Origin of the sequence: Candidatus Soleaferrea massiliensis AP7 (genome assembly GCF_000820765.1) — a bacterium.
Taxonomy (GTDB): domain Bacteria; phylum Bacillota; class Clostridia; order Oscillospirales; family Ruminococcaceae; genus Soleaferrea; species Soleaferrea massiliensis.
On the sequence record NZ_CCYH01000032.1, the window covers coordinates 38,501 to 58,743 of the forward strand.

General features: G+C 51.2%; 18 protein-coding genes and 1 CRISPR repeat array. Of the genes, 8 read left to right on the forward strand and 10 right to left on the reverse strand.

The window, feature by feature from the left end:
* Positions 1-6: 6 nt before the first annotated feature.
* Genes cas7c through cas2 form a run of 4 tightly spaced genes read left to right on the forward strand, consistent with a single transcriptional unit; the run spans position 7 to position 2,858 of the window.
* On the forward strand, positions 7-867 hold the full coding sequence (gene cas7c / locus BN348_RS08110; RefSeq protein WP_040197367.1) for a type I-C CRISPR-associated protein Cas7/Csd2: 861 nt from the start codon (positions 7-9) through the stop codon (positions 865-867).
* The gene (gene cas4, locus BN348_RS08115) at positions 867-1,535 is read left to right on the forward strand and encodes a CRISPR-associated protein Cas4 (RefSeq protein WP_040197368.1); all 669 of its coding nucleotides are present in this window, start codon (positions 867-869) and stop codon (positions 1,533-1,535) included. The genes cas7c and cas4 overlap by 1 nt, the downstream gene beginning before the upstream one ends.
* Positions 1,528-2,556 (forward strand): type I-C CRISPR-associated endonuclease Cas1c, encoded by a 1,029-nt coding sequence (gene cas1c, locus BN348_RS08120; protein ID WP_040197369.1) that lies wholly within the window; start codon positions 1,528-1,530, stop codon positions 2,554-2,556. Before cas4 ends, cas1c begins: the two co-directional genes overlap by 8 nt.
* Positions 2,557-2,567: 11 nt before the next feature.
* Positions 2,568-2,858: a CRISPR-associated endonuclease Cas2 gene (cas2, locus tag BN348_RS08125; protein WP_040197370.1), complete on the forward strand. Its 291-nt coding sequence runs from the start codon at positions 2,568-2,570 to the stop codon at positions 2,856-2,858.
* A 165-nt stretch (positions 2,859-3,023) separates the two neighbouring features.
* Positions 3,024-3,982: direct repeats of the CRISPR family, unit length 32 nt; unit sequence GTCGCACCCTGCGTGGGTGCGTGGATTGAAAT.
* 137 nt (positions 3,983-4,119) lie between these two features.
* Here cas2 and def read toward each other — a convergent pair.
* The 3 genes from def to BN348_RS08140 all read right to left on the reverse strand — a co-directional run bounded on the left by def (position 4,120) and on the right by BN348_RS08140 (position 7,992).
* A complete protein-coding gene (gene def / locus BN348_RS08130; RefSeq protein ID WP_040197371.1) occupies positions 4,120-4,572 on the reverse strand; it encodes a peptide deformylase in 453 nt (150 codons plus the stop codon).
* Positions 4,572-4,808, reverse strand: coding sequence for a helix-turn-helix transcriptional regulator (locus tag BN348_RS08135; RefSeq protein WP_040197372.1), 237 nt, complete (start codon positions 4,806-4,808; stop codon positions 4,572-4,574). Before BN348_RS08135 ends, def begins: the two co-directional genes overlap by 1 nt.
* Before the next feature lie 280 nt (positions 4,809-5,088).
* Positions 5,089-7,992 carry a diguanylate cyclase domain-containing protein gene (locus BN348_RS08140; RefSeq protein WP_040197373.1) on the reverse strand — a complete coding sequence of 968 codons (2,904 nt, stop codon included), beginning with the start codon at positions 7,990-7,992 and terminating at the stop codon, positions 5,089-5,091.
* Positions 7,993-8,313: 321 nt separating this feature from the next.
* On the opposite strand from BN348_RS08140, the gene BN348_RS08145 reads away from it, so the two are divergent.
* On the forward strand, positions 8,314-9,024 hold the full coding sequence (locus BN348_RS08145; RefSeq protein ID WP_040197374.1) for a pirin family protein: 711 nt from the start codon (positions 8,314-8,316) through the stop codon (positions 9,022-9,024).
* Positions 9,025-9,263: 239 nt separating this feature from the next.
* On the opposite strand, the gene BN348_RS08150 is transcribed toward BN348_RS08145, so the two are convergent.
* The 4 genes from BN348_RS08150 to mltG form a co-directional block, all read right to left on the reverse strand.
* On the reverse strand, positions 9,264-9,830 hold the full coding sequence (locus BN348_RS08150; RefSeq protein WP_040197376.1) for a DNA-3-methyladenine glycosylase I: 567 nt from the start codon (positions 9,828-9,830) through the stop codon (positions 9,264-9,266).
* 150 nt (positions 9,831-9,980) lie between these two features.
* A complete protein-coding gene (locus BN348_RS08155; RefSeq protein ID WP_040197377.1) occupies positions 9,981-10,568 on the reverse strand; it encodes a flavodoxin family protein in 588 nt (195 codons plus the stop codon).
* Positions 10,569-11,210: a TetR/AcrR family transcriptional regulator gene (locus BN348_RS08160; protein WP_040197378.1), complete on the reverse strand. Its 642-nt coding sequence runs from the start codon at positions 11,208-11,210 to the stop codon at positions 10,569-10,571.
* 315 nt (positions 11,211-11,525) lie between these two features.
* Positions 11,526-12,431 carry an endolytic transglycosylase MltG gene (gene mltG / locus BN348_RS08165; protein ID WP_052446823.1) on the reverse strand — a complete coding sequence of 302 codons (906 nt, stop codon included), beginning with the start codon at positions 12,429-12,431 and terminating at the stop codon, positions 11,526-11,528.
* A gap of 327 nt (positions 12,432-12,758) precedes the next feature.
* Between mltG and BN348_RS08170 the strand changes: the two genes are divergently transcribed.
* The 3 genes from BN348_RS08170 to BN348_RS08180 all read left to right on the forward strand — a co-directional run bounded on the left by BN348_RS08170 (position 12,759) and on the right by BN348_RS08180 (position 15,333).
* Entirely contained in the window at positions 12,759-13,205 is a 447-nt protein-coding gene (locus BN348_RS08170) for a Panacea domain-containing protein (protein WP_040197379.1), read from the forward strand.
* Positions 13,206-13,474: 269 nt separating this feature from the next.
* A complete protein-coding gene (locus BN348_RS08175) occupies positions 13,475-14,233 on the forward strand; it encodes a hypothetical protein (RefSeq protein ID WP_156136464.1) in 759 nt (252 codons plus the stop codon).
* Positions 14,234-14,523: 290 nt separating this feature from the next.
* A complete protein-coding gene (locus BN348_RS08180) occupies positions 14,524-15,333 on the forward strand; it encodes an alpha/beta fold hydrolase (protein WP_040197381.1) in 810 nt (269 codons plus the stop codon).
* Positions 15,334-15,764: 431 nt separating this feature from the next.
* Here BN348_RS08180 and BN348_RS08185 read toward each other — a convergent pair whose 3' ends face one another.
* The 3 genes from BN348_RS08185 to BN348_RS08195 form a co-directional block, all read right to left on the reverse strand.
* Positions 15,765-16,517: a LytR/AlgR family response regulator transcription factor gene (locus tag BN348_RS08185; RefSeq protein ID WP_040197382.1), complete on the reverse strand. Its 753-nt coding sequence runs from the start codon at positions 16,515-16,517 to the stop codon at positions 15,765-15,767.
* 400 nt (positions 16,518-16,917) lie between these two features.
* The gene (gene thrS, locus BN348_RS08190) at positions 16,918-18,681 is read right to left on the reverse strand and encodes a threonine--tRNA ligase (protein ID WP_040197383.1); all 1,764 of its coding nucleotides are present in this window, start codon (positions 18,679-18,681) and stop codon (positions 16,918-16,920) included.
* A gap of 647 nt (positions 18,682-19,328) precedes the next feature.
* Positions 19,329-20,240, reverse strand: a complete 912-nt coding sequence (locus BN348_RS08195; protein WP_040197384.1) for a glycyl-radical enzyme activating protein — start codon at positions 20,238-20,240, stop codon at positions 19,329-19,331.
* Positions 20,241-20,243 lie beyond the last annotated feature (3 nt).

Here is a 20,243-nt window from a genome sequence, read left to right on the forward strand (position 1 = left end):
GACAACATGGCACTGGAAAAAAGATATGAATTCGTCCTGCTGTTCGATGTGGAGAACGGCAACCCCAACGGCGACCCAGATGCCGGCAACATGCCGCGCATCGATGCGGAAACCGGCTACGGCATCGTCACCGACGTCTGCATCAAGCGGAAAATCCGCAACTATGTCGAAATCACCCGCGAGGATGAGCCGGGCTTCGACATCTATGTCAAGGACGGCATCCCGCTGAACACCCAGCACAAAAAGGCCTATGAGGCATACGATATGAAGCCGGACAAATCCCTGCCGAAGGATCTGGCATTGGCACAGAAGCTGACCGGCTTTATGTGCAAAAATTTCTATGACATCCGCGCGTTCGGCGCGGTCATGTCCACCAAGGTCAACTGCGGACAGGTCCGCGGCCCGGTGCAGATCAACTTCGCGCGCAGCATCGACCCGATTGTTCCGCAGGAGCTGACCATTACCCGTGTCACGGTGACCAGCGAAGAGGACAAACAGAGAAAGGACCACGAGATGGGCCGCAAGCAGATCGTGCCCTATGCGCTGTACCGCGCGGAAGGCTACATCTCGGCCAACCTTGCCCAAAAGGTCACCGGCTTCGACGAGAACGACCTCGAGGTTTTGTGGGAAAGCCTGATCAATCTGTTCGAGCATGACCACTCCGCGTCCCGTGGAAAGATGGCGACCCGCAAGCTTTACATCTTCGAGCACAGCACGCCGCTTGGAAACGCGCCGTCCCATCTGCTGTTCGACCGCATCCGGATCGAACGGAAAAAAGATGTCCCGGTCGCGCGCAAATTCCAGGACTATGACATCCAAGTCGACCGCAGCCTGCCCGAAGGCGTGTGCCTGATTGAAAAGCTGTGATGACCGAAGATTATCTGGCGTTGTCCGGCATCCAGCATTACTGCTTCTGCAGCCGTCAGTGGGCGCTGATCCATCTGGAACAGCAGTGGGCGGACAACACCCGGACCTATGGCGGCAGCCAGATGCACCAACGCGCGGACGACCCATATTTCACTGAAAGCCGCGGCGATGTCCGCATCTCCCGCAGCCTGCCGCTGTCTTCGGACCGGCTGCGGCTGCGGGGCGTGGCCGACGTGGTTGAATTTCACCGCTGTGACGAGGCGGACGGCATCCGTCTGGAAGGTGAAACGGGGTTTTGGAAGCCTGTCCCGATCGAATACAAGTACGGGCAGGAAAAGGAAGACCACAGCGACCTGATGCAGCTGACCGCGCAGGCCATCTGTCTGGAAGAGATGTTCAAAATCGATATACCTGTAGGATATCTTTACTATGGCAAAACGCGGCGGCGCTTCAAGGTCGAGATCACTGCGGGACTGAGAGAGGAAGCGTTCATGCTGGCTGCGGAGATGTACCAGTATCTGGAATCGGGTGAGACGCCGGCGGCGGTGCTGCAGAAGCACTGTCAAAACTGTTCCCTGCAGCAGCTCTGCGTACCGAAGCTGTCGAAGAAATCGCGCAGCATCAGTTCCTATTGGAAGCATATGATGGAGGATGAGGAAGATGCGTAAAATGCTCAATACGCTGTATGTAACCCAATCTGATTCGTATCTTGCCAAGGATGGGGAGAACGTTGTGGTTTCCCTTCCGGATGGGAAGCGCGCATTTCCCATCCACAATCTGGAGGGCATCGTCTGTTTTGGATATCCCGGCGCCAGCCCGCAGCTGATGGCGCTCTGCGCGGAACGCGGCGTTGGGCTTTCATTTGTCAGTGAATACGGCAAATTCCTGTGCCGGGTCACCGGGAGGACACATGGGAATGTGCTGCTGCGCAAACGGCAGTACCAGCTTGCAGAGGATGCACAAGAGAGCGCCAGGCTGGCAAAGTCCTTTATTATGGGCAAGCTGCTCAACTGCCGCAACGTCCTGCACCGTTTCAAACGGGACCATCCCGAGCGATGCACCCGGGAATACGACGACGGGTGCAGGCTGTTTCAAACCAGCATGGAATCGCTGTACCGTTGTCAGCCCGATGTGGACACCATCCGGGGCATTGAAGGCATGGCGGCTAAAACATATTTCTCACTGTTTGACCACCTGATTCTTGCAGACAAAGAGGTCTTTCATTTCACAGGCAGGAACAAATATCCGCCCACCGATGAAGTGAATGCACTGCTTTCGTTTATCTATGTGCTGCTGTCCCACGACGTGGCATCCGCGTTGGAGACAGTCGGGCTGGACCCACAGGTCGGATTCCTGCATCAGGACCGGCCGGGGCGTACCAGTCTGGCGCTTGACCTCATGGAGGAACTTCGTCCCTATCTGGCCGACCGGCTCGCGCTGTCGATGCTGAATACGAAGATATTGAAATCCTCTGACTTTGTTAAGAAAGAGAACGGCGCGGTGCTTCTGCATCCAGACAGCATTAAAACCGTCCTGACCTGTTGGCAGAAACGCAAAAAGGAAATTCTGACACATCCGATTTTAGATGAAAAGCTCGAAATTGGGCTGCTCCCCTATGCGCAGTCCTTGCTTTTGGCGCGGTATATCCGCGGAGACATCGGGGAATACCCTGCTTTTGTGGCGAAGTAGGTGAATGGAACATGTTGGTGCTGATCACATATGATGTTGCAATTTCTCAGGGAAACGGCGCCAGGCGGCTAAGAAGAGTCGCAAAAATCTGTCAAAATTATGGACAGCGGGTACAGAATTCTGTGTTTGAATGTGTTGTGGACAGCTTACAGCTGCAGCAGCTGAAAACACAGATTGCGGCTGTGATTGATCTGCAGCACGACAGCATCCGATATTACAATCTGGGGAAATCCGGACAGAAAAAGGTCGATCATGTCGGCGCAAAGCCGAGTTTTGACATAGAAGACGTGCTGATTGTCTAATGCGAACCTCTAGTGAACATCTTTTTCCCGAAAGGTTCGCGGATGAGGAAAATGCCCATTTTTCATAGTATACTCTTGGAATTTGCATAAAACAGATGACGCGTACTATACTTTCGCAGAATTACATCAAATCATGACGCTATATCGGCGTTTGTTCTGCATGCAGTCGCACCCTGCGTGGGTGCGTGGATTGAAATCGGTTCGACGGCCGTGGCGCCACCGGATGTCACGGTCGCACCCTGCGTGGGTGCGTGGATTGAAATCACTGCGAAGCCGGTCATCAAGGCGCACGGAAGCTGTCGCACCCTGCGTGGGTGCGTGGATTGAAATCGATACCGCCTGTAATCGGCAGTTTGAATTTAGGGTCGCACCCTGCGTGGGTGCGTGGATTGAAATTGTTTGCCTCTCTCTTACTGTGTCTTTATTATAACGTCGCACCCTGCGTGGGTGCGTGGATTGAAATTTTTGTTTTGCCCATCGCTTACCGCGTTGAGTCAAGTCGCACCCTGCGTGGGTGCGTGGATTGAAATCGCCCAAAACAAAAAAGTGCGGGAGCGTGGATCGTCGCACCCTGCGTGGGTGCGTGGATTGAAATTCCGCCACGAATATCCGAAAAAGGTCGCCAGTAGTCGCACCCTGCGTGGGTGCGTGGATTGAAATAGCAACAGCATCGTATAAATATTGGCTGCTATTTGTCGCACCCTGCGTGGGTGCGTGGATTGAAATTTCCCCCGTCGTATTTTCTTGAGTGGGCCATTCTGTCGCACCCTGCGTGGGTGCGTGGATTGAAATGCCTTGATCCTCACGGCAGTAATAGTTACAATCGGGTCGCACCCTGCGTGGGTGCGTGGATTGAAATTTTCAAGAATGCTTTCAGCCTAGTCTCCAGTTTAGTCGCACCCTGCGTGGGTGTGTGGATTGAAATCCTTCATTCGGTGGGTTGATCCTCTGACGTAGTCGTCGCACCCTGCGTGGGTGCGTGGATTGAAATTCGCTCACCTTGGGTGAAAATGACGACGAGTCGCCGTCGCACCCTGCGTGGGTGCGTGGATTGAAATCTGTATGATTTCGGTGAAGCCTTTCCGATCTGTGGTCGCACCCTGCGTGGGTGCGTAGATTGAAATTACAGAACAAAGAAGCAACTGCCCATTTTTAGATGTCGCAATATGTTATGGAACTTTTTGTAGAAATAAAGCCCCCTCCTCTTGGAGAATCGATTTAAAAGAATCCCCCTGACCAAATTGGTCAGGGGGATTCTCGATCATCTCACATATTCAATGACCTGGTCAATAAAAACCTTGCCGTCCAGATGATCTATTTCATGACAAAAACATTTTGCCAACTCATCTCTGCCCGTTAAAACGATCTCTTCTCCATTCTCATTTAGAGCCTGAACGATCACTTCCCGGGGACGAATCGTTCTTCCAAATCGATTGGGAAAACTGACACATCCTTCGATGCACTGCTGCTCCCCGCTTATATGAATAATTTTAGGATTGACCAGCTTGATGAGGCCATCTCCCATATCGATGACCACAAGGCGTTTCAGAATTCCAACCTGACAGGCGGCCAATCCTGCGGCATTCCCGATATCATACATCGTTTCCGCAAGATCGTCCAGCAGCATCCTGATCCTTTCATCTACCTCCTTGACTTCTCTGCTTTTTTTCCGTAAAACAGGATCATCAAAAAATCGGATTTGACGAATCGCCATTATGCTCCCCTCCTGCTGCACGCCGCTCTGGATTTTTTGATACTCTCTTCAAATAAAAAAACCTCTTCAATTGAGCATCCAAATGCCTGTGCAATGTCGTATGCAAGCCAGATGGATGGCTCATATTTTTCTGTCTCCACTGCATTGACCGCCTGTCTGGAGACACCGACCAATTTTCCAAGCTGCTCCTGGGTCCATCCCTGCTGTTCTCTGAGTTCCCGTATCCGATTCTTCATAGACACACTCCTGTCATGCTGACTTTACATAGCAGTATACCTGATTTTCATCTGCATGTCAAGTCAACTTAACAATTTAATTTGTGATCAAACCTATACTCTCATATGAGTTTCCATGGACTAACCAGAATATCTTTTATCGAATCATCCATCCAATAAATAGTGGATATCACAACAAACATCCTGACCACGTATAAGCATCTGTGATCAGGATGTTTGTTATTGTATGATTCTTTCTGTTATATCGCGCTAAAAAACGATTTCATGTGCACTGAAAGCTCTATTTACCATCATGAACACCCATGCAGTTCAGTACACAGTACTGTTGGCCATCCACCCAGTCCATCCAGCCCGCCGATACTTCAACCCAACCGCCTTCCGTGTGGAAACGAAGCTCCGCCTGTTTCTGACGGTTGTTTTGCAGGCTGAGCATGGGACAATCGGAACATGGCTGATCCATCTTTCGGAAACTTTTATGACAAACAGAACCGATCCGCGCATCTGAAAATATTTTCTGTGTCTTTTGATTCATAAAGACGATTTCATAATTGTTTGGATTTACCACATAGGCCGCTGTCAGCATGCTGTCGAGTACCATGGTAAGCAGGGAAACATGCTTCTCCTTCTCCTGTTCCCTTCGCTTGCCATGCAGGAAGGTGCCGATGATTTCCGATACAGACTGGATGCTTTCGCGTTCTTCCTTTGTATACGGTTTTGCTTTGTGAGACCCGCTGAGCCCGACAAAGCCACAATAAGCACCATCGAATTTCATGGTGCACTGCAAGCCCCAGACAAGCCCCATCTGCTGGAATGCCTCTTGAAACTCCGGCTGATATTGGCAGAGATCTTCCAGGCATAAAAAGCCTTCGGCATCGAAATTCCGCTGATAATTCCGGATTTGCTCATGTGTGAAACACGTTGTCCAGTCCTGATAAAACCTGTAATTCGATGCATACCACTCAAATGTTGTGGAATAAACTTCATGCTGGGCGTCAAACTCCACCACATAGACATGCTCGGCATGAAAATGCTTCGCCAGCAGTTCAAGCACCGACGGGATTGTTGTTTGAAGGTCATCTGACTGATGCAGAATCTTAAAGACATACTCGGTGATATGGTCAGAAAAGGATTTTCCCCATTGTTTCTCCGTATCGGGAGTTTGGAACATACTGTATTCGATCTCTTCAAAGGAATCTTCATATACCGCATAGCGGTTTTTACCCTGATTTTTGGCATAATAGAGAGCCGTGTCCGCCTTTTTATACAGGGTTTCAAAGTCCTCACCGTCCTGGGGAAAGAACGCGATGCCGACCGAGCCGGAGACGGCGCATTTCTGTTCTCCCAAGGTATAGTCCGTCCGCAGAACGTCGCAGATCTGCTGTGCTTTGTCCAGGGCAGTCTTTTGTGTCGGTATCCCCTTCAGAAATACCATAAACTCATCGCCGCCCATCCGGCCCAGAATATCTTCTTTGCGAAAGACGCCGGTCAGGCTGTTCGCCATCTCGGACAGCACCGCGTCGCCGTACAGATGTCCATAGGTGTCGTTGATCTTTTTAAAATTATCGATGTCCAGCATGAAGACCGCACCCTGCACGTTCTGGGAATTGTCCAGTGACTGCTTTATGAGAGAACAGGCGGCCTCCCGATTATACAGCCGCGTCAATGGATCCCGCTCCGCCTTGTTGCGCAGCTCCAATTCATTCTTCTTTTCCTGATCAACATCCTTCAGATAGATAAACGCACAGACATTTCCCGTCCAGGCGGACTGGATCAAATAGACCGAATACCGCACCCAGATCATGTTTCCCGCTTCATCCAGACGCTGATATTCAAAATGCAGCTCCTGCTCACCCTGTTCGTACGCCTTCAAAAGCGCTTCCCTTCCCAGCGTTTCCTGCATCCTTCTGCGGTATTTGGGATGGACCATCTTCTCTATGATCTGCCGGACCAGCTCAGAATACCTGGTGGTCTCATCCACTGTCAGATTCTCTGTCCAGCTGGTGGGCATAGAGACCAGGGAATCCTTCGTGAGATCCACTTCATAAGAACACAACGCCTGAGCGGTCAGCGAATCGCGATATCGCTTTTCATCAGCATACTGCTTCTCCCGTTCAATCTCCTCGGTGACGTCGCGTGAAATCCCCACTGCACGGATGGGAACACCGTTTTCATCACAGATCGTGGACGCGGAGATTTTACCCCACCGGTACACGCCTTTCTTTGTCCTCACCTTTAACTGGCACTGCACCTCCGGTTCTCCGGATCGTATCCTTCGATACATTTCCCGCAGGGGATCCGCAAAATCCGGATGGACAAAACCCGATTTGATCAGACTTTCCGGAACATTAGCCACCACCTGATCCAATTGGTAGGCAGCCGATATTGTCCCATAGTGCTTATCTGGATGATAGAGGGTTTTGTTCTGAATGTCGTATTCCCAGATGACGTTGTTTGTCTGCTGCAGGGCAAGACGGTAACGCTCTTCGCTGATTTTCAGCTTTTCCTGCGTCTCCATCAGCTCTGTAATATCGGTCGAGGTGCTGATATATCCGATGCATCTGCCGTTCTTGTCCTTCAGCTCGTTGAACTGCACACGGTAGCTCCTGTTCTCAGGATCCTTCTGGACCGCCGCAGACTGCCCGTTTTGATACCGCTTGACACAGCAATTTTCTGTGCCGCATATCGGGGTCCCAAACATCGAACACGGATTTCCCCGGCAATCCTGAAAACGCCTTCCGGTACTCTGCTCCGCTGCCCGGTTCATGAAAAGGATCCGCAGACCGCTGTCGGTGATGAAGATCGGATTGGGCATGGATTGCAGGGCATTTTTATAGTAATCATCTGCTTCACAGCACCGTACCGCATCGATCAGCTCACACAGAAGAACCTGTTTTTTATCCTCTCGATAATCGCCCCGACAGAATATCCACATGCTCTGGTTATGCTTTCTCCTGATTCGAAACAGGACATGGAATTCTTGTTTGTTATTCAGCTGCCGGCTGATCTCCTCCCGCAGTTCAGCCGCATCCTTCGGGTCAGCCATCTTTATCAGGCTGTTTCCGAAGAGCGATTCCACCTCCTGCCGGGTATAGCCTGTCCATTCCAGCAGTCCCTGTGAGATCTGCAGGAATGTCAGTCTGTCATCAGCTGCACACTGCTGTATGCCGATTGCGATATCCTCCATCTTTTCATCCCCCTGCCAAATGTTTGCACGAACGTGATCTTTCATATGATATCAATCTGCTTACAGGCAGTTATCGTTTCCCGTGCATCCGAACAGCAGGGACGAAGATCCTTAAAACCAACCTGTACACGGGTCCATTTAAATAAGTAACTATTATTATAGCATGATTGAGGACCGCAGGCAACGACAGATTACGGTGGTTTCGTCGGGAAAATCAGTAAAACCTCCTTCTTTACCCATATTTCATCCTTTCGACTGACTTATGGTTTTATAAACAGGAGGAAAAGATGGCATACTAAAGAAAAAAGCGAGGTTTCAGCAATGATACGAACAATCGATCACAACCGGATGGGACGCAGCCGGCTGGAATGGTTGGACAGCCATTTTCACTTTTCCTTCGCGGAATACTACAATCCTGAAAACATACACTACGGCGCGCTGCGGGTTGTCAACGACGACCTGATTAAAGCCGGAACCGGGTTTGATGAGCATCCGCACAAAAATATGGAGATCATCACCTACGTCGTTGACGGTGAGCTGACCCATGCGGACAGCATGCAGAACCGTTCGACATTGCATCGCGGTGAGGTTCAATATATGAGCGCCGGAACCGGCGTCGCGCACAGTGAGCACAATTGGGGAAGCGGCCCCCTGCGGCTGCTGCAGATCTGGATTTTGCCGGACCGGGACGGATACGAGCCACGATACGGCGACATGCGTTTCATCTGGAACGACCGGAAAAACCGCTGGCTGCACATCGTCTCCGGTGAGGAGGGCGGCGCGCCGGTCAAAATCCATCAAGATATGAACCTCTATGTATCCGCGCTCTCTGAGGGACAGCAACTGGCCTATCGGCTCTCCCCTTTCCGGCAGGCCTATCTGATCCAGATCGAGGGCAGCTGCGAAATCAACGGCCATACGCTCCATGAAAGGGACGCAGCCGAAATCTGCGGGGAGAACCTGACCATCACTTCGAACAGCGACGACGCGCATATCCTGCTGTTCGATATGGAAGCCGACGAGGAGGATTGAAGTTCTTCGTTCTGTCTCATTTTCAAGCAGGAGAAGAACGGGGCTGTTTCACAACAGAGTTCTCAAGATAACATGAATACCGCCGGATATTTCCGACGGTTCCGTATATAAAAACCAGGCGGCTGTATGACGCCAGCTCTCTATGCAAAAAGCTGCGGCGCGGGAAAATCCCGCGCCGCAGCTCATTTCGGTAATGATTCATCGGCATGATAATCGAGACGGCGGCAGCGGATACAAAACTATGTCTCCCGATAGACAAAGCAGTCCGTCACATGGTCATTCACCATGCCCGTGGCCTGCATAAATGCATAGATGATCGTCGAGCCGACAAATTTAAATCCCATCTTTTTCAAATCCTTGCTGATTTGATCCGAAAGCGGCGTTGTGGCTGGTATCTCCTCCAGCTTCTCCGGGTGGTTTTTAATCGGAGTACCGTCCACATATGCCCATAGGAACCGATCAAAGCTTCCGTACTTTTCCTGTACTTCCAGAAACGCTTTGGCATTTGTCACAGCGGCGTTCACCTTGAGACGGTTTCTGATGATTCCTTCGTTTGTTAGCAGCTCCTGTATTTTTGCCTCGTCGTAAAGAGCCACCCTGCCCGGATCAAATCCATCGAACGCTTCGCGGAACGCCTCCCTTTTTTTGAGCACGGTGATCCAGTTAAGCCCGGCCTGCATCCCCTCTAAAATCAGCATTTCGAACAGCTTGTCGTCGTCATGTATAGGCCGCCCCCACTCATTGTCATGGTAATCCATGTATATGGGGAGATCCCCTGCCCAAGAGCATCTGATTTTTTCACACATAAGGTATATCCTTTCAAGCGAATCTATTTTTCTTGAATCGTACCATACTTCACGTGGATAAGTCAAGTCCAGCCGTTCCGCCACTCCCGCCGCAAAATGCAGATGGAAATCAGGTATACCGTGCAGCTGTCGGGTCCGCTTGCCGGCAGTCTATTCGGCTCCTGTTTTCGCCCAGCATTTTTCCAGCTTTCTTTTTAAACTGCCGGGCAATTCAGATCTGCCGGCTGCACCCGAAAAGACAAACTTGCCGCTGCACTTCATTCCAGCCGTTTTAAAGAATTCCCGCATCGCATGGACAGCCCCGCTGCTCTGCCCGCACAGCGAAGAAAAAGGGAAAGGCGTATTGCAGGCCGTTAGAAGGATATATCTTTGCTTTGGGGACAAACGGGGTTTGGGAAACGTCTTTGTCTCCTCCATCGCCACGCCCAGCAAACGGTCGAACATATTCTTCACCACGGCCGGAACATTTGCCCAATAAGTCGGAGCGGCAAGGATTACAACATCGCAATGCTTCAATAAACGCGCGATTTCCGTTATGCCATCGTCCAAAACGCATTTTTTTGTGCGAAGGCAGCTGCGGCAGCCGCTGCAGAAGGCGATCTGTTTTTCATAGAGGTTGATCCGGTCCACATGCCAGCCGTGAAGCATGGCTTCTTTGCATGTATAATCCAGCATAGACGCAGTCGCTCCCGCTTTATGCGGGCTTCCCAAAATAGCAAGTACCTTTTTCTCTCCCATTTATGGCTCCTCCTCTGCGGCAATCGCGCGGTACAATGTGTCGAATCCATATTTCAAAAACGCTTGTTTTGACAGCCGCAGTTCCTGTTTGATATATGCTTCCTTATTGCTCCCGGTCTGTATCAAGCCGGACAGCATCCCCCAAAACGCCATAATAGCAGGCAGTATCGGAACATCCGCCCTGATTTCGTTTGCAAGAATGCCTTCCTGCAGAAACTGCCGCAGTGCATCGTTGATCTTTTCACCGATGCGGAAGGTTTCTTTCTCTTCCGGAAAACAGCCCTCCTGCTCAAAATTGATGTTGATTTCATCCAGCGCAATCTTGAAATAGAAGGGAAACTCCTCCTGATAGCGCAGCAATGCCTGACAAATCATATCATATCGTTTCCTGGTGCTCTGGTGCTGCGCCAGCGCGGATGTGATATAATCATGCAGTTTTTTCATGCTTTCAAGGACAAGCAAACCAATGATTTCATCTTTGTTCTGAAAATAAACATAGAGTGTCGCCTTGCTGTAGCCGGCTTCTTTTGCTATGTCATCCATGGTTGCAGCTTCTATGCCTTTTTTCATAAATAGATTTTGCGCCGCAGAAGCGATATGTTCCCGATGAACAATTCTGGGTTCCTTTTTTCTTCTTCCCATTTGTATACTCCATTTGATATAATTGAACTAACGGTTTAATTATATCAAATGCGCATACAAAAGTCAACAAAAACAAAGAGGCGCGGGCAATGGACCGCCTCCGTCTGTTGGGACTGCTATGTATTCTTTAGTCAACAAATATCTTATTGGAACAAACGTGGTGTTTCACCGTTTTGGACAGCGTAGAAAGATGGAAAAAACGCGCACCCGGACAGGTCCGGATGCGCTTCTACAGCTTATTTTGTGGTCAAGCATCGATCGATGCTACATTTCTTCCTGGAAAATAAACCGTCGCGGTTTTTGGATATGCCGCCATCAGCCAAACTGAACACCATACTTCTCCATAGCCGCTTCATGCTCCTCCAAAGTCGCGGAGTAATGGTTTTGATTGTCGTTTCCAAAGAAGAAGTACAGCGCATCGGTGTCTGCCGGATTCATCGCGGCCTGCATGGCCTTGGTGCCGGGATTGCAGATTGGACCGGCGGGCAGCGCGCTGCATTTATAGGTGTTGTAGAGCGCGGCATATTTTGAGGTGTCTCCCAGAAGGCTGCTGCCGGTGACATGGTCGTTGATGTACTCGCGCGTGGAATCCATCTGCAGCATCATGCCGGCATTCAGACGGTTGTAAAGCACGCCCGCGACCATGGACATATGCTCTGCGCTTCTGGCTTCGCATTCCAGAATCGACGCCACGATCAGTTCTTCGTCTGAGATGCCGCCGCTGTTATCACGGTAGGCGTTCAGCATATCTATCAGGACATCCTCGGCGTCCTCCCCTTCGGTGAAGTCATACGTTGCAGGGAACAGATACCCTTCCATGCGGTATGCGCGGCTGCTGTCGGTCGGAACGTTCAGGGATTTCGGCTGATAGCTTTCGCTGGCCGCATAGAAATCGGCCTTGGAGCAGACGCCGTTTTCCTCAAGCCGCGCCGCGATCTGGTCAAAGGTAAAGCCCTCCGGAATCGTGACCCGGACAGTTTTGGCCACAGACGCCGTGCCCGACGACGCACCGGAGCCTTCGGCCGGCGGGGTCTTGCTCTCATCCTCTTCTTCACTGACGCCGTAATTATGTTTTGGACGGGAGCTGGTACTTCTGCTGGAAGAAGCGCTGTTGTCGGATGCGCTTTTTTTCGGTATTTCTGTCGATCCAAAATTGCCGCAGCCTGTTGTTGTCAAAATCAGCAGAGCGGTCAATGCGGCAATGAAAGCTTTTTTAAGCATGTCGGAACCACTCCTAACCTTTATTCTAACTTCATCATACACGATTCGACTTGGGTTTGCAAGAATTGATGTGCATTTTAACAAATTAATAAACATCTGGCAATTATTATGCGGATGATATCCGATTTTAAAATAAATATCGGATATCATATTGTATCGGCGTATGCAGCAAAGGTTCCATTAAGAGGAAATAGAAAAGGGTTCGCACAAAAAACAAGGAGGCAAGTTCTACTTTTTCAGGATGAAGCGTAGCATTTCTCAGAAAATTATGGTACAATGATGTTGAACAAAGACCTTTGTTCCATTTGGGAAAGGAGGGATTCGTATATGTATGACGCAATCGACGTCGCACGTTATATCATCCAATTCTACCGCGGCAGGGGCGTTCTGATCAGCAATTTAAAACTGCAGAAGCTGCTCTACTATATACAGGGCGAATGCCTCGCGGATGACGACATTGGAGAACCCTGTTTTCATGAGCCGGTTGAAGCCTGGAAGCATGGGCCGGTTGTCCGGGATGTTTACGACGAATACAGCAATTACATGGCCGGAGAAATCCAATCCTGCCAGAAACCTGCGGTTACGATCGATGAAAAGCATCAATCGGCGATCAATTCCGTGCTCGAGCGTTACCAGGACACCGATCCTTGGGAGCTGGTTGAAAAAACGCATCGTGAAACACCCTGGTTATCCGTCTATCGGGAAGGCCAGCATGGCACCATCATACCAACAGAATTGATCAGACATTATTTTCGGAAGAATAACAGGGGATGACAATGGATAATGACAAACTGCTTCTTGGCCTCATGGAATGCCTTTCTATTATCAGAGAAAAGCTGCTGTCATCTGAACAGGCCGGTGAATTACTGCATAAATTGGAAGGGTTGCTTCCCGTCAACTTGAATACAGGGTTCATTTCGGATTTAAATCTCATTCCATATCTGTTGGAAAACCAACAGGATTGGGAGTATGTATCGGCAAACTTAAATGAATTGGAACGACTCTATCGTTCCAAACACACCGGGGAATCCGCGACATATCAATTGTTGACTCAGCTTTCGTTTGAAGTAAAGCGTTATATTCAGATTTACAACATCATGCGGCAGCAGAACAATGAGATATTTGATTTAAAATCCAAGCTCAATCAAAATCTGGAATTAATCGATCAGGTCACTTCAAAATTTGAGAAGGTAGAAGATCATATTCAGGAGACCCGTTCCAACCTCAAAAAGACCAAGCGGAAGATTGACAGCTCGTATGCCAGCTTCATTTCGATTCTCGGCATCTTTTCCGGTATCATCATGACCTTCTCCGGCGGGCTGAACCTGCTGGGCAACAGCCTGTCTTCCCTGCAGAACGGGGTCAGCATCTACCGTGTGATCTTTTTGACGGCGATGTTTGGCTTCGTGATGTTCAACATCATCATGACGATGATGTTTGTCATCAGCCGCATGAACGACAAGGATATCGGCGTACAGTGCAAATGCGGGGACGGGTGCAGCCATTCATCCTGCAGGCATTACCGGGAAAATCGAGTTGTCCACAACTTTTTTTGTCAATCCTTCAACAAATATCCCTATATGATCGTATTCAACGCGGTGCTTCTGTACATCATGTACGCCGTGGCCATTCTGTGGATATACAGCGGCGGAGATGTCACCGGGCCGTTTGCGCGGTATGAGTGGCTGCATCATGGAGCTGCGGAGCTGCTTCTGCTGGCTCTTCCGGCAATCCTGTTTGCCGTGGTGTTCCTGCTGTTCCGTGCTTCGCTGCGCCGGCATTCCGACGCATCACAGCAATGATATTCCAGTAGACATCCATTCCTGAGGAGATCAAGCAGCCGCTTTGGGCTTCTGATGCATCGCAGCTATAATATTATAATGGACAAGCCAATCAGGCGTTATCTTTCCGATGGGAAGGATAACGCCTTTTTTGACGGTTTTATCATTTCATCCTGACCGTGGCATTCGTTTATCGTTGCGTACGCCGTCATTTCCGGGACTCATAAAGCCGCAGGCGGAAAGCGCCGCATGGGGATCTATGCACGTTGTCCGTGTATTTGTCATAGGATAACAAAAAAGGAGTTATGCCCATGTTCTATGTACCTGTAAGAAACCGTGTAAAAATTGCGGTTTACGACCTGAATCCATGCGGCCGGCGAACGGTGCTGATGATTCACGGCTGGCCGCTTTCCGAAAAAATATTTGAATATCAAAAACTCCCGCTGCTTAAGCGCGGATACCGAGTTGTGACCCTGGATTTGCGCGGCTACGGAAATTCCGACGCGCCGGCAGGCTGCTACTGCTACAATCAGATGGCCGAGGACATCTATCGTGTGGTCCGTGCGCTGCATCTGCGCAGCTTCACATTGGTCGGATTTTCGATGGGCGGCGCCATCGTGCTGCGCTATATGAGGCGTTACCACGGCTATGGTGTGCGCAAGCTCGTACTGCTATCCGCCGCCGCGCCGCGGTTTACCCGCTGCGAAGGCTTCCCCTACGGCACCTCCGTGGAGGAAACCGATCAGCTGATCGAGCAGGCCGAAACCGACCGCGCACAGCTCAGCTACGACTTCAGCCGCAAACTGTTTTACAGTGAGCACAGCGACGCCATCAAAGACTTTTTTGAGGATATCTCCCAGAGCGCATCCGGCATTGCGACGGTCAAGTCCGGCTATGCCCTGCGAAACGAGGACGGCTGCTGTGATTTGGAGGCCGTACATGTTCCGACCGGCATCTTTCACGGAACGCAGGATGTGATCGTCCCCTATGAGCTTGGCGTCTACCAGCACAAACACATTAAAAATTCCCGCATCTTCACCTTTGAGCACAGCGGACACGGCATTGTTTACGATGAACTGGAACGGTTCAACCGCGCCTTTTTGGACTTCCTTGACGAATGATTTTCTTGTTAAAAACGTCGTATTCACCTAAATATCTGCTGTCGTCATATCGCTGACATCCTCATGATTCGTGATGTAAAAACGCAGACTGCCGCTATTTATGGCAGACCGTACGCTTACGCCGATACATTATAGCCGATTTCCGCACAGATGTCCTGGGAATTTGCTCGCACAGATAGGATACCGGTATCGGTCTTGTGAAATATCCTGTGTGATCCAAATCCGGCAGGCGCGCATTTACCGTTCTATTCGGAAGATTTTCTCTCTGTAAACCTTCCGATCGGCCAAATGCTTTTATACAGCGCAAATTCAAAGGCGGCTCTTCTTATTGAGAAGAGCCGCCTTTGAAAATTGATGGTGTATATAAAAAGGGGGAAATCATAGGGAAATGATCGGGATAAAACTATGCGGGCAGAAATGCGTACAAGGCCTTACAGACCTCTGTTTCTGCCATCTGGCTGGTTCAACGGAAGCTGAGAAAAGATAAACTCCTTATAGCGCGTACGAATTTCCGCGCGTTCTTTACGGCTCAGCAGCAGTGTTTGTCCGTTTTTCAATCTGCAGGAATCCGATGTCATCCGGTCCACAAAATGCATGTTGACCAAAAAACCGCGCTGTATCTTTAAAAACGGTCCGCCGCCCAGCATCTCCTCCATCTCGCGCAGGGAATGGGCGGTGCGCAGCGGCTCGGACTGTGCTGCGAGATAGACTGCCGTCGATTTATTCTCACTTTGGATATAGAGGATGGTATCCAGATAAACCTGCACCACATCCCGTCCGATCTTAAGTGCGATCATTCTGCGGGATACCCTCTGACTGGTCAGGCGTCCAAGCGTTTCCATAAGCTGCTCAACGGTGACCGGCTTGACCAGATAATGAAGCGCCCTTAAAGAAAACGCCTCCACAGCGTATTCCCGGCTGGTGGTTACAAATACAATTTCGGTCCGTTCCGACAGCGCTCTCAGCTGTTTGGCTGTTTCGACTCCAGTCATTCCGGTCATATAGATATCCAGAAACACCAGCGAAAATTGGATGTTGTTTGCTCTGCCGTATACGAGCAGTTCCTTTCCATCCTGAAAGCAGGTGATGCGTGCGGTCATTCCAATTATCTTGAGCGCCTGCTCCAATGCAGACTGCAAAGACCGCATTGCCTGCTGATCGTCGTCACAGATCGCAATGAACACCGCCGTACCTCCATTTCATTGTGCTCTTCTCCCGCCTGATTTCATAATACCATAGCAGCACGCCTTCGGACTTACACGCCGCAAAACAGCGTAAAAACCGGTTCAGCGGTTTGGGTTATGGCGTGGCATCCGTGTCGGCGTGTATCGCGCAATCATCCCGCCCCACGGCGGACCGCAAGCGCAGAAGCGTTTGTTATACGGGTATTATACCATATTTTCTTCACAATGTGTCAGCCGTTTACCCCTTTTTTCTGCATCTTGTCTCTTTTTCAGAGAATTTTTATGCATAGTAGCACCGATATCTTTCCCCATCAAGTCATCCATACATCCTCATATGGAAGGAAAGAGAACATCCGCGTAAAGGCGGATGCCCTCTTTTCAATGTTTGATATTCTGCCTGTTATTTCTTCTCTTTGATCTGCGTCAGGACCATGTCCAGGAACTCCTCGCGGCTCATGGTTTTGTTCTCACCGGAATCGCGGAAACGCACCGTCACCGTGCCGTTCTCCTGCTCCTGATCACCGATGACCAGCATATACGGGATTTTTGCCAGCTGGGCTTCCCGGATTTTAAAGCCGGTCTTCTCCTGCCGCTTGTCACTCTCACAGCGCACGCCGTTTCTGCGAAGCATATCGCAGATGCCGTCGACGTACTCATTGTTGCGGTCGGCAATCGGCAGCAGCTTGACCTGTACCGGCGAAAGCCATACCGGGAATTTGCCTGCATAGTGCTCGATCAGAATGCCGATGAAGCGCTCAATCGAGCCGAACACCACGCGGTGGATCATGATCGGACGGTGTTTCTGGCCATCCGAGCCGGTATACTCCGCTTCAAAGCGCATCGGCAGCTGGAAATCAAGCTGGATGGTACCGCACTGCCAGGTTCTTCCGATGGAATCCTCGAGGTGAAAGTCGATCTTCGGCCCGTAGAATGCGCCGTCGCCCTCGTTGACCACGTAGTCAAGCCCCAGTTCTTCGAGCGCCCTTCTGAGACCGTCGGTCGCAACCGCCCAGTCCTCCTCGCTTCCGATGCTGTCTTCGGGACGGGTGGAGAGCTCGACATGGTATTTGAAGCCGAACAGGCTGTAAACCTCATCGATCAGCCGCACCACGCCCTTGATCTCGCTGGTAATCTGGTCGGTGGTCATGAAGATGTGGGCGTCGTCCTGTGTGAAACAGCGCACGCGCATGAGTCCGTGCAGCGCGCCGGATTTCTCGTGGCGGTGCACCAGTCCCAGTTCGCCGACACGCATCGGCAGGTCGCGGTAAGAATGCAGCTCCGATTTGTACACCAGCATGCCGCCCGGGCAGTTCATCGGCTTGATGGCAAAGGTGGTTTCATCGATTTCGGTTGTGTACATGTTTTCCTTATAGTGATCCCAGTGGCCGGAGGTTTCCCAGAGCTGGCGGTTCAGCATCATCGGCGTGGAGATCTCCACATAGCCCTCGCGGTCATGGATTTCGCGCCAGTAGTTGATCAGCGTATTCTTGAGCACCATACCCTTCGGCAGGAAGAACGGGAAGCCCGGTCCCTCCTCCATGATCGTGAACAGGCCAAGCTCTTTGCCGAGCTTGCGGTGGTCGCGCTTCTTGGCCTCTTCCATGCGGGTGATATATTCCTGCAGGTCTGTTTTGTTCGAGAACGCGGTTCCGTAGATACGGGTCAGCATCTTGTTCTTCTCGTTGCCGCGCCAGTATGCGCCGGCAAGGGAGGTGAGCTTGAACGCCTTCACGGCGGAGGTATAGGTGACATGCGGGCCTGCGCAGAGGTCCACATAATCGCCCTGCTTGAAGAAGCTGAGCTCCTCATCCTCCGGCAGGTCGTTGATCAGCTCGATTTTGTACGGCTCGCCGAGCTTCTCCATCAGAGCGACCGCCTCGTCGCGCGGCAGTGTGAAGCGCTCCAGCTTGAGGTTTTCCTTGACAATGCGCTTCATCTCCTTTTCGAGCGCGGCAAGGTCGTCCTCCGTGAAGGCCTCCTCCCGGTCGAAATCGTAATAGAATCCATCCTTGATGGACGGTCCAATGGCAAGCTTTGCGTCCGGGTACAGCCGTTTTACCGCCTGCGCAAGGATATGGGACGCCGTATGGCGCAGTGCGTTTCTTCCCAACTCTTCTTCAAATGCGGACTCGACAACCGAGCCGTCATGCAGTATGACTTTCATATGATGTTCCTCCTATTCAATCGGTCAAAATCATAAAAAAACCCCTGAACGGGTCTTAAAAAACCGTTCAAGGGTGCTTCTTTCAAACTAAGCACGGTTCCACCTTGATTTTTCACTTCGGTACAAACCTTGTTCCTTAACGCGGAAATACGGTAATGCTCATCGCACACGGCTCCGGAGCGGTTTTCGCCGTCCTGCGCACAAAGGGACTTTCAGCCGCGGCCCCTCTTCTCTGCCTGCACATGTCAACAGCTACTCTTTCCATCAATGCCTTTCTTTCATTTATATCACAATGCGCGCGTTTTGTCAAGATGTTTCGACCCAATTCGGCAGTTGGACGGCGCGTAAAGCAATTCCAATGCGTCCCCCGGTCGTACCGAGCCGGAAAGGATGGGCCAGACAACCATAACGCGGCAACCGGACAGATCAGACGGCATCATTCGGCAGTTGGTCAGGACATGCCGTGTAGTATGCAGATATATCTGTGCAGACATAGAAAGGATGGGTGGACAAGCATTGCGCGGCAGTCGGACAGATGGGACGGCATCATTCGGCAGCCAGTCAAATCGTATAGTGTGCGGACATATAAACCGGAAGGCCGGCGGCATCTCTGTCCGCCAGTCTTCCGGTTATACTTTGTCATTATGCTATTTTCCAATCAGGACTTCAAGCCCTTCGGTATCCAGACCGTCAATCAGGCCGGTGAGCTGTTCTTCCGTCATCGGCTCGTCGACCGGATACGGGTACTCCTCGCCAAGGCTCAGATACTTGCTGATGCCGAAGGTGTGATACGGCAGGAACCGAATCAGCTTGATGCCGAAATCCCGCACCGTGTTCACGATGTCCTGCAGCTGCTCCCGCTGTGCGTTGAAGCCCGGGATGACCGGGACGCGCACCTCGACCGGGACGCGGCCGGAAAGGTTTTTCAGGGTGGTGAGCACCCGCTCGTTCCCCGCGCCGATCACCTTGCGGTGAAGCTCGCTGTCGGTATGCTTCAAGTCAATCATCACATAATCGAGCAGCGGCAGCAGCGATTCGTAGACCTGCCAGTCGTTGTTGCCGTTGGTCTCAATCGCCGTGTGGAAGCCCGCATCCCGGCAGCGTTTGAGCATTTCCAGCAAAAACGCGTGCTGGAGGGTAGGCTCGCCGCCGCTGAAGGTCACGCCGCCGTCCGATTCGCGGTAATATAATCGGTCCTTATAGAGCACCCGCATGACCTCGTCGACCGTCCAGGCCTTTCCGAGCAGCTTGCATCCGTCGTTCGGACAGACCTTGACGCACTCCCCGCAGGCAACGCACCTTTCGGGGTCGCGGACATACCGGCCGTCCTCCAGGGTCACGGCTCCCTGCTTGCAGTTCTGGGCGCACCGTCCGCAGGCGGTGCAAAGCGACTGGACGCGGAAGATCTGCGGCTTTACGGACAGGGATTCCGGGTTGTGGCACCAGGGACAGGCCTGGTTGCAGCCCTTTAAAAAGACCACCGTGCGGATTCCCGGCCCGTCATCCAGGGAAAACCGCTGAATATCAAACAGTTCTCCCTGCAGCTTGATGTTTTCCATATT

Bases quoted from the DNA above. Each gene is read 5' to 3' on its own strand.
- cas7c (WP_040197367.1), top strand. From the start codon at position 7: ATGGCACTGGAAAAAAGATATGAATTCGTCCTGCTGTTCGATGTGGAG.
- cas4 (WP_040197368.1), top strand. From the start codon at position 867: ATGACCGAAGATTATCTGGCGTTGTCCGGCATCCAGCATTACTGCTTC.
- cas1c (WP_040197369.1), top strand. From the start codon at position 1,528: ATGCGTAAAATGCTCAATACGCTGTATGTAACCCAATCTGATTCGTAT.
- cas2 (WP_040197370.1), top strand. From the start codon at position 2,568: ATGTTGGTGCTGATCACATATGATGTTGCAATTTCTCAGGGAAACGGC.
- def (WP_040197371.1), bottom strand. From the start codon at position 4,572: ATGGCGATTCGTCAAATCCGATTTTTTGATGATCCTGTTTTACGGAAA.
- BN348_RS08135 (WP_040197372.1), bottom strand. From the start codon at position 4,808: ATGAAGAATCGGATACGGGAACTCAGAGAACAGCAGGGATGGACCCAG.
- BN348_RS08140 (WP_040197373.1), bottom strand. From the start codon at position 7,992: ATGGAGGATATCGCAATCGGCATACAGCAGTGTGCAGCTGATGACAGA.
- BN348_RS08145 (WP_040197374.1), top strand. From the start codon at position 8,314: ATGATACGAACAATCGATCACAACCGGATGGGACGCAGCCGGCTGGAA.
- BN348_RS08150 (WP_040197376.1), bottom strand. From the start codon at position 9,830: ATGTGTGAAAAAATCAGATGCTCTTGGGCAGGGGATCTCCCCATATAC.
- BN348_RS08155 (WP_040197377.1), bottom strand. From the start codon at position 10,568: ATGGGAGAGAAAAAGGTACTTGCTATTTTGGGAAGCCCGCATAAAGCG.
- BN348_RS08160 (WP_040197378.1), bottom strand. From the start codon at position 11,210: ATGGGAAGAAGAAAAAAGGAACCCAGAATTGTTCATCGGGAACATATC.
- mltG (WP_052446823.1), bottom strand. From the start codon at position 12,431: ATGCTTAAAAAAGCTTTCATTGCCGCATTGACCGCTCTGCTGATTTTG.
- BN348_RS08170 (WP_040197379.1), top strand. From the start codon at position 12,759: ATGTATGACGCAATCGACGTCGCACGTTATATCATCCAATTCTACCGC.
- BN348_RS08180 (WP_040197381.1), top strand. From the start codon at position 14,524: ATGTTCTATGTACCTGTAAGAAACCGTGTAAAAATTGCGGTTTACGAC.
- thrS (WP_040197383.1), bottom strand. From the start codon at position 18,681: ATGAAAGTCATACTGCATGACGGCTCGGTTGTCGAGTCCGCATTTGAA.
- BN348_RS08195 (WP_040197384.1), bottom strand. From the start codon at position 20,240: ATGGAAAACATCAAGCTGCAGGGAGAACTGTTTGATATTCAGCGGTTT.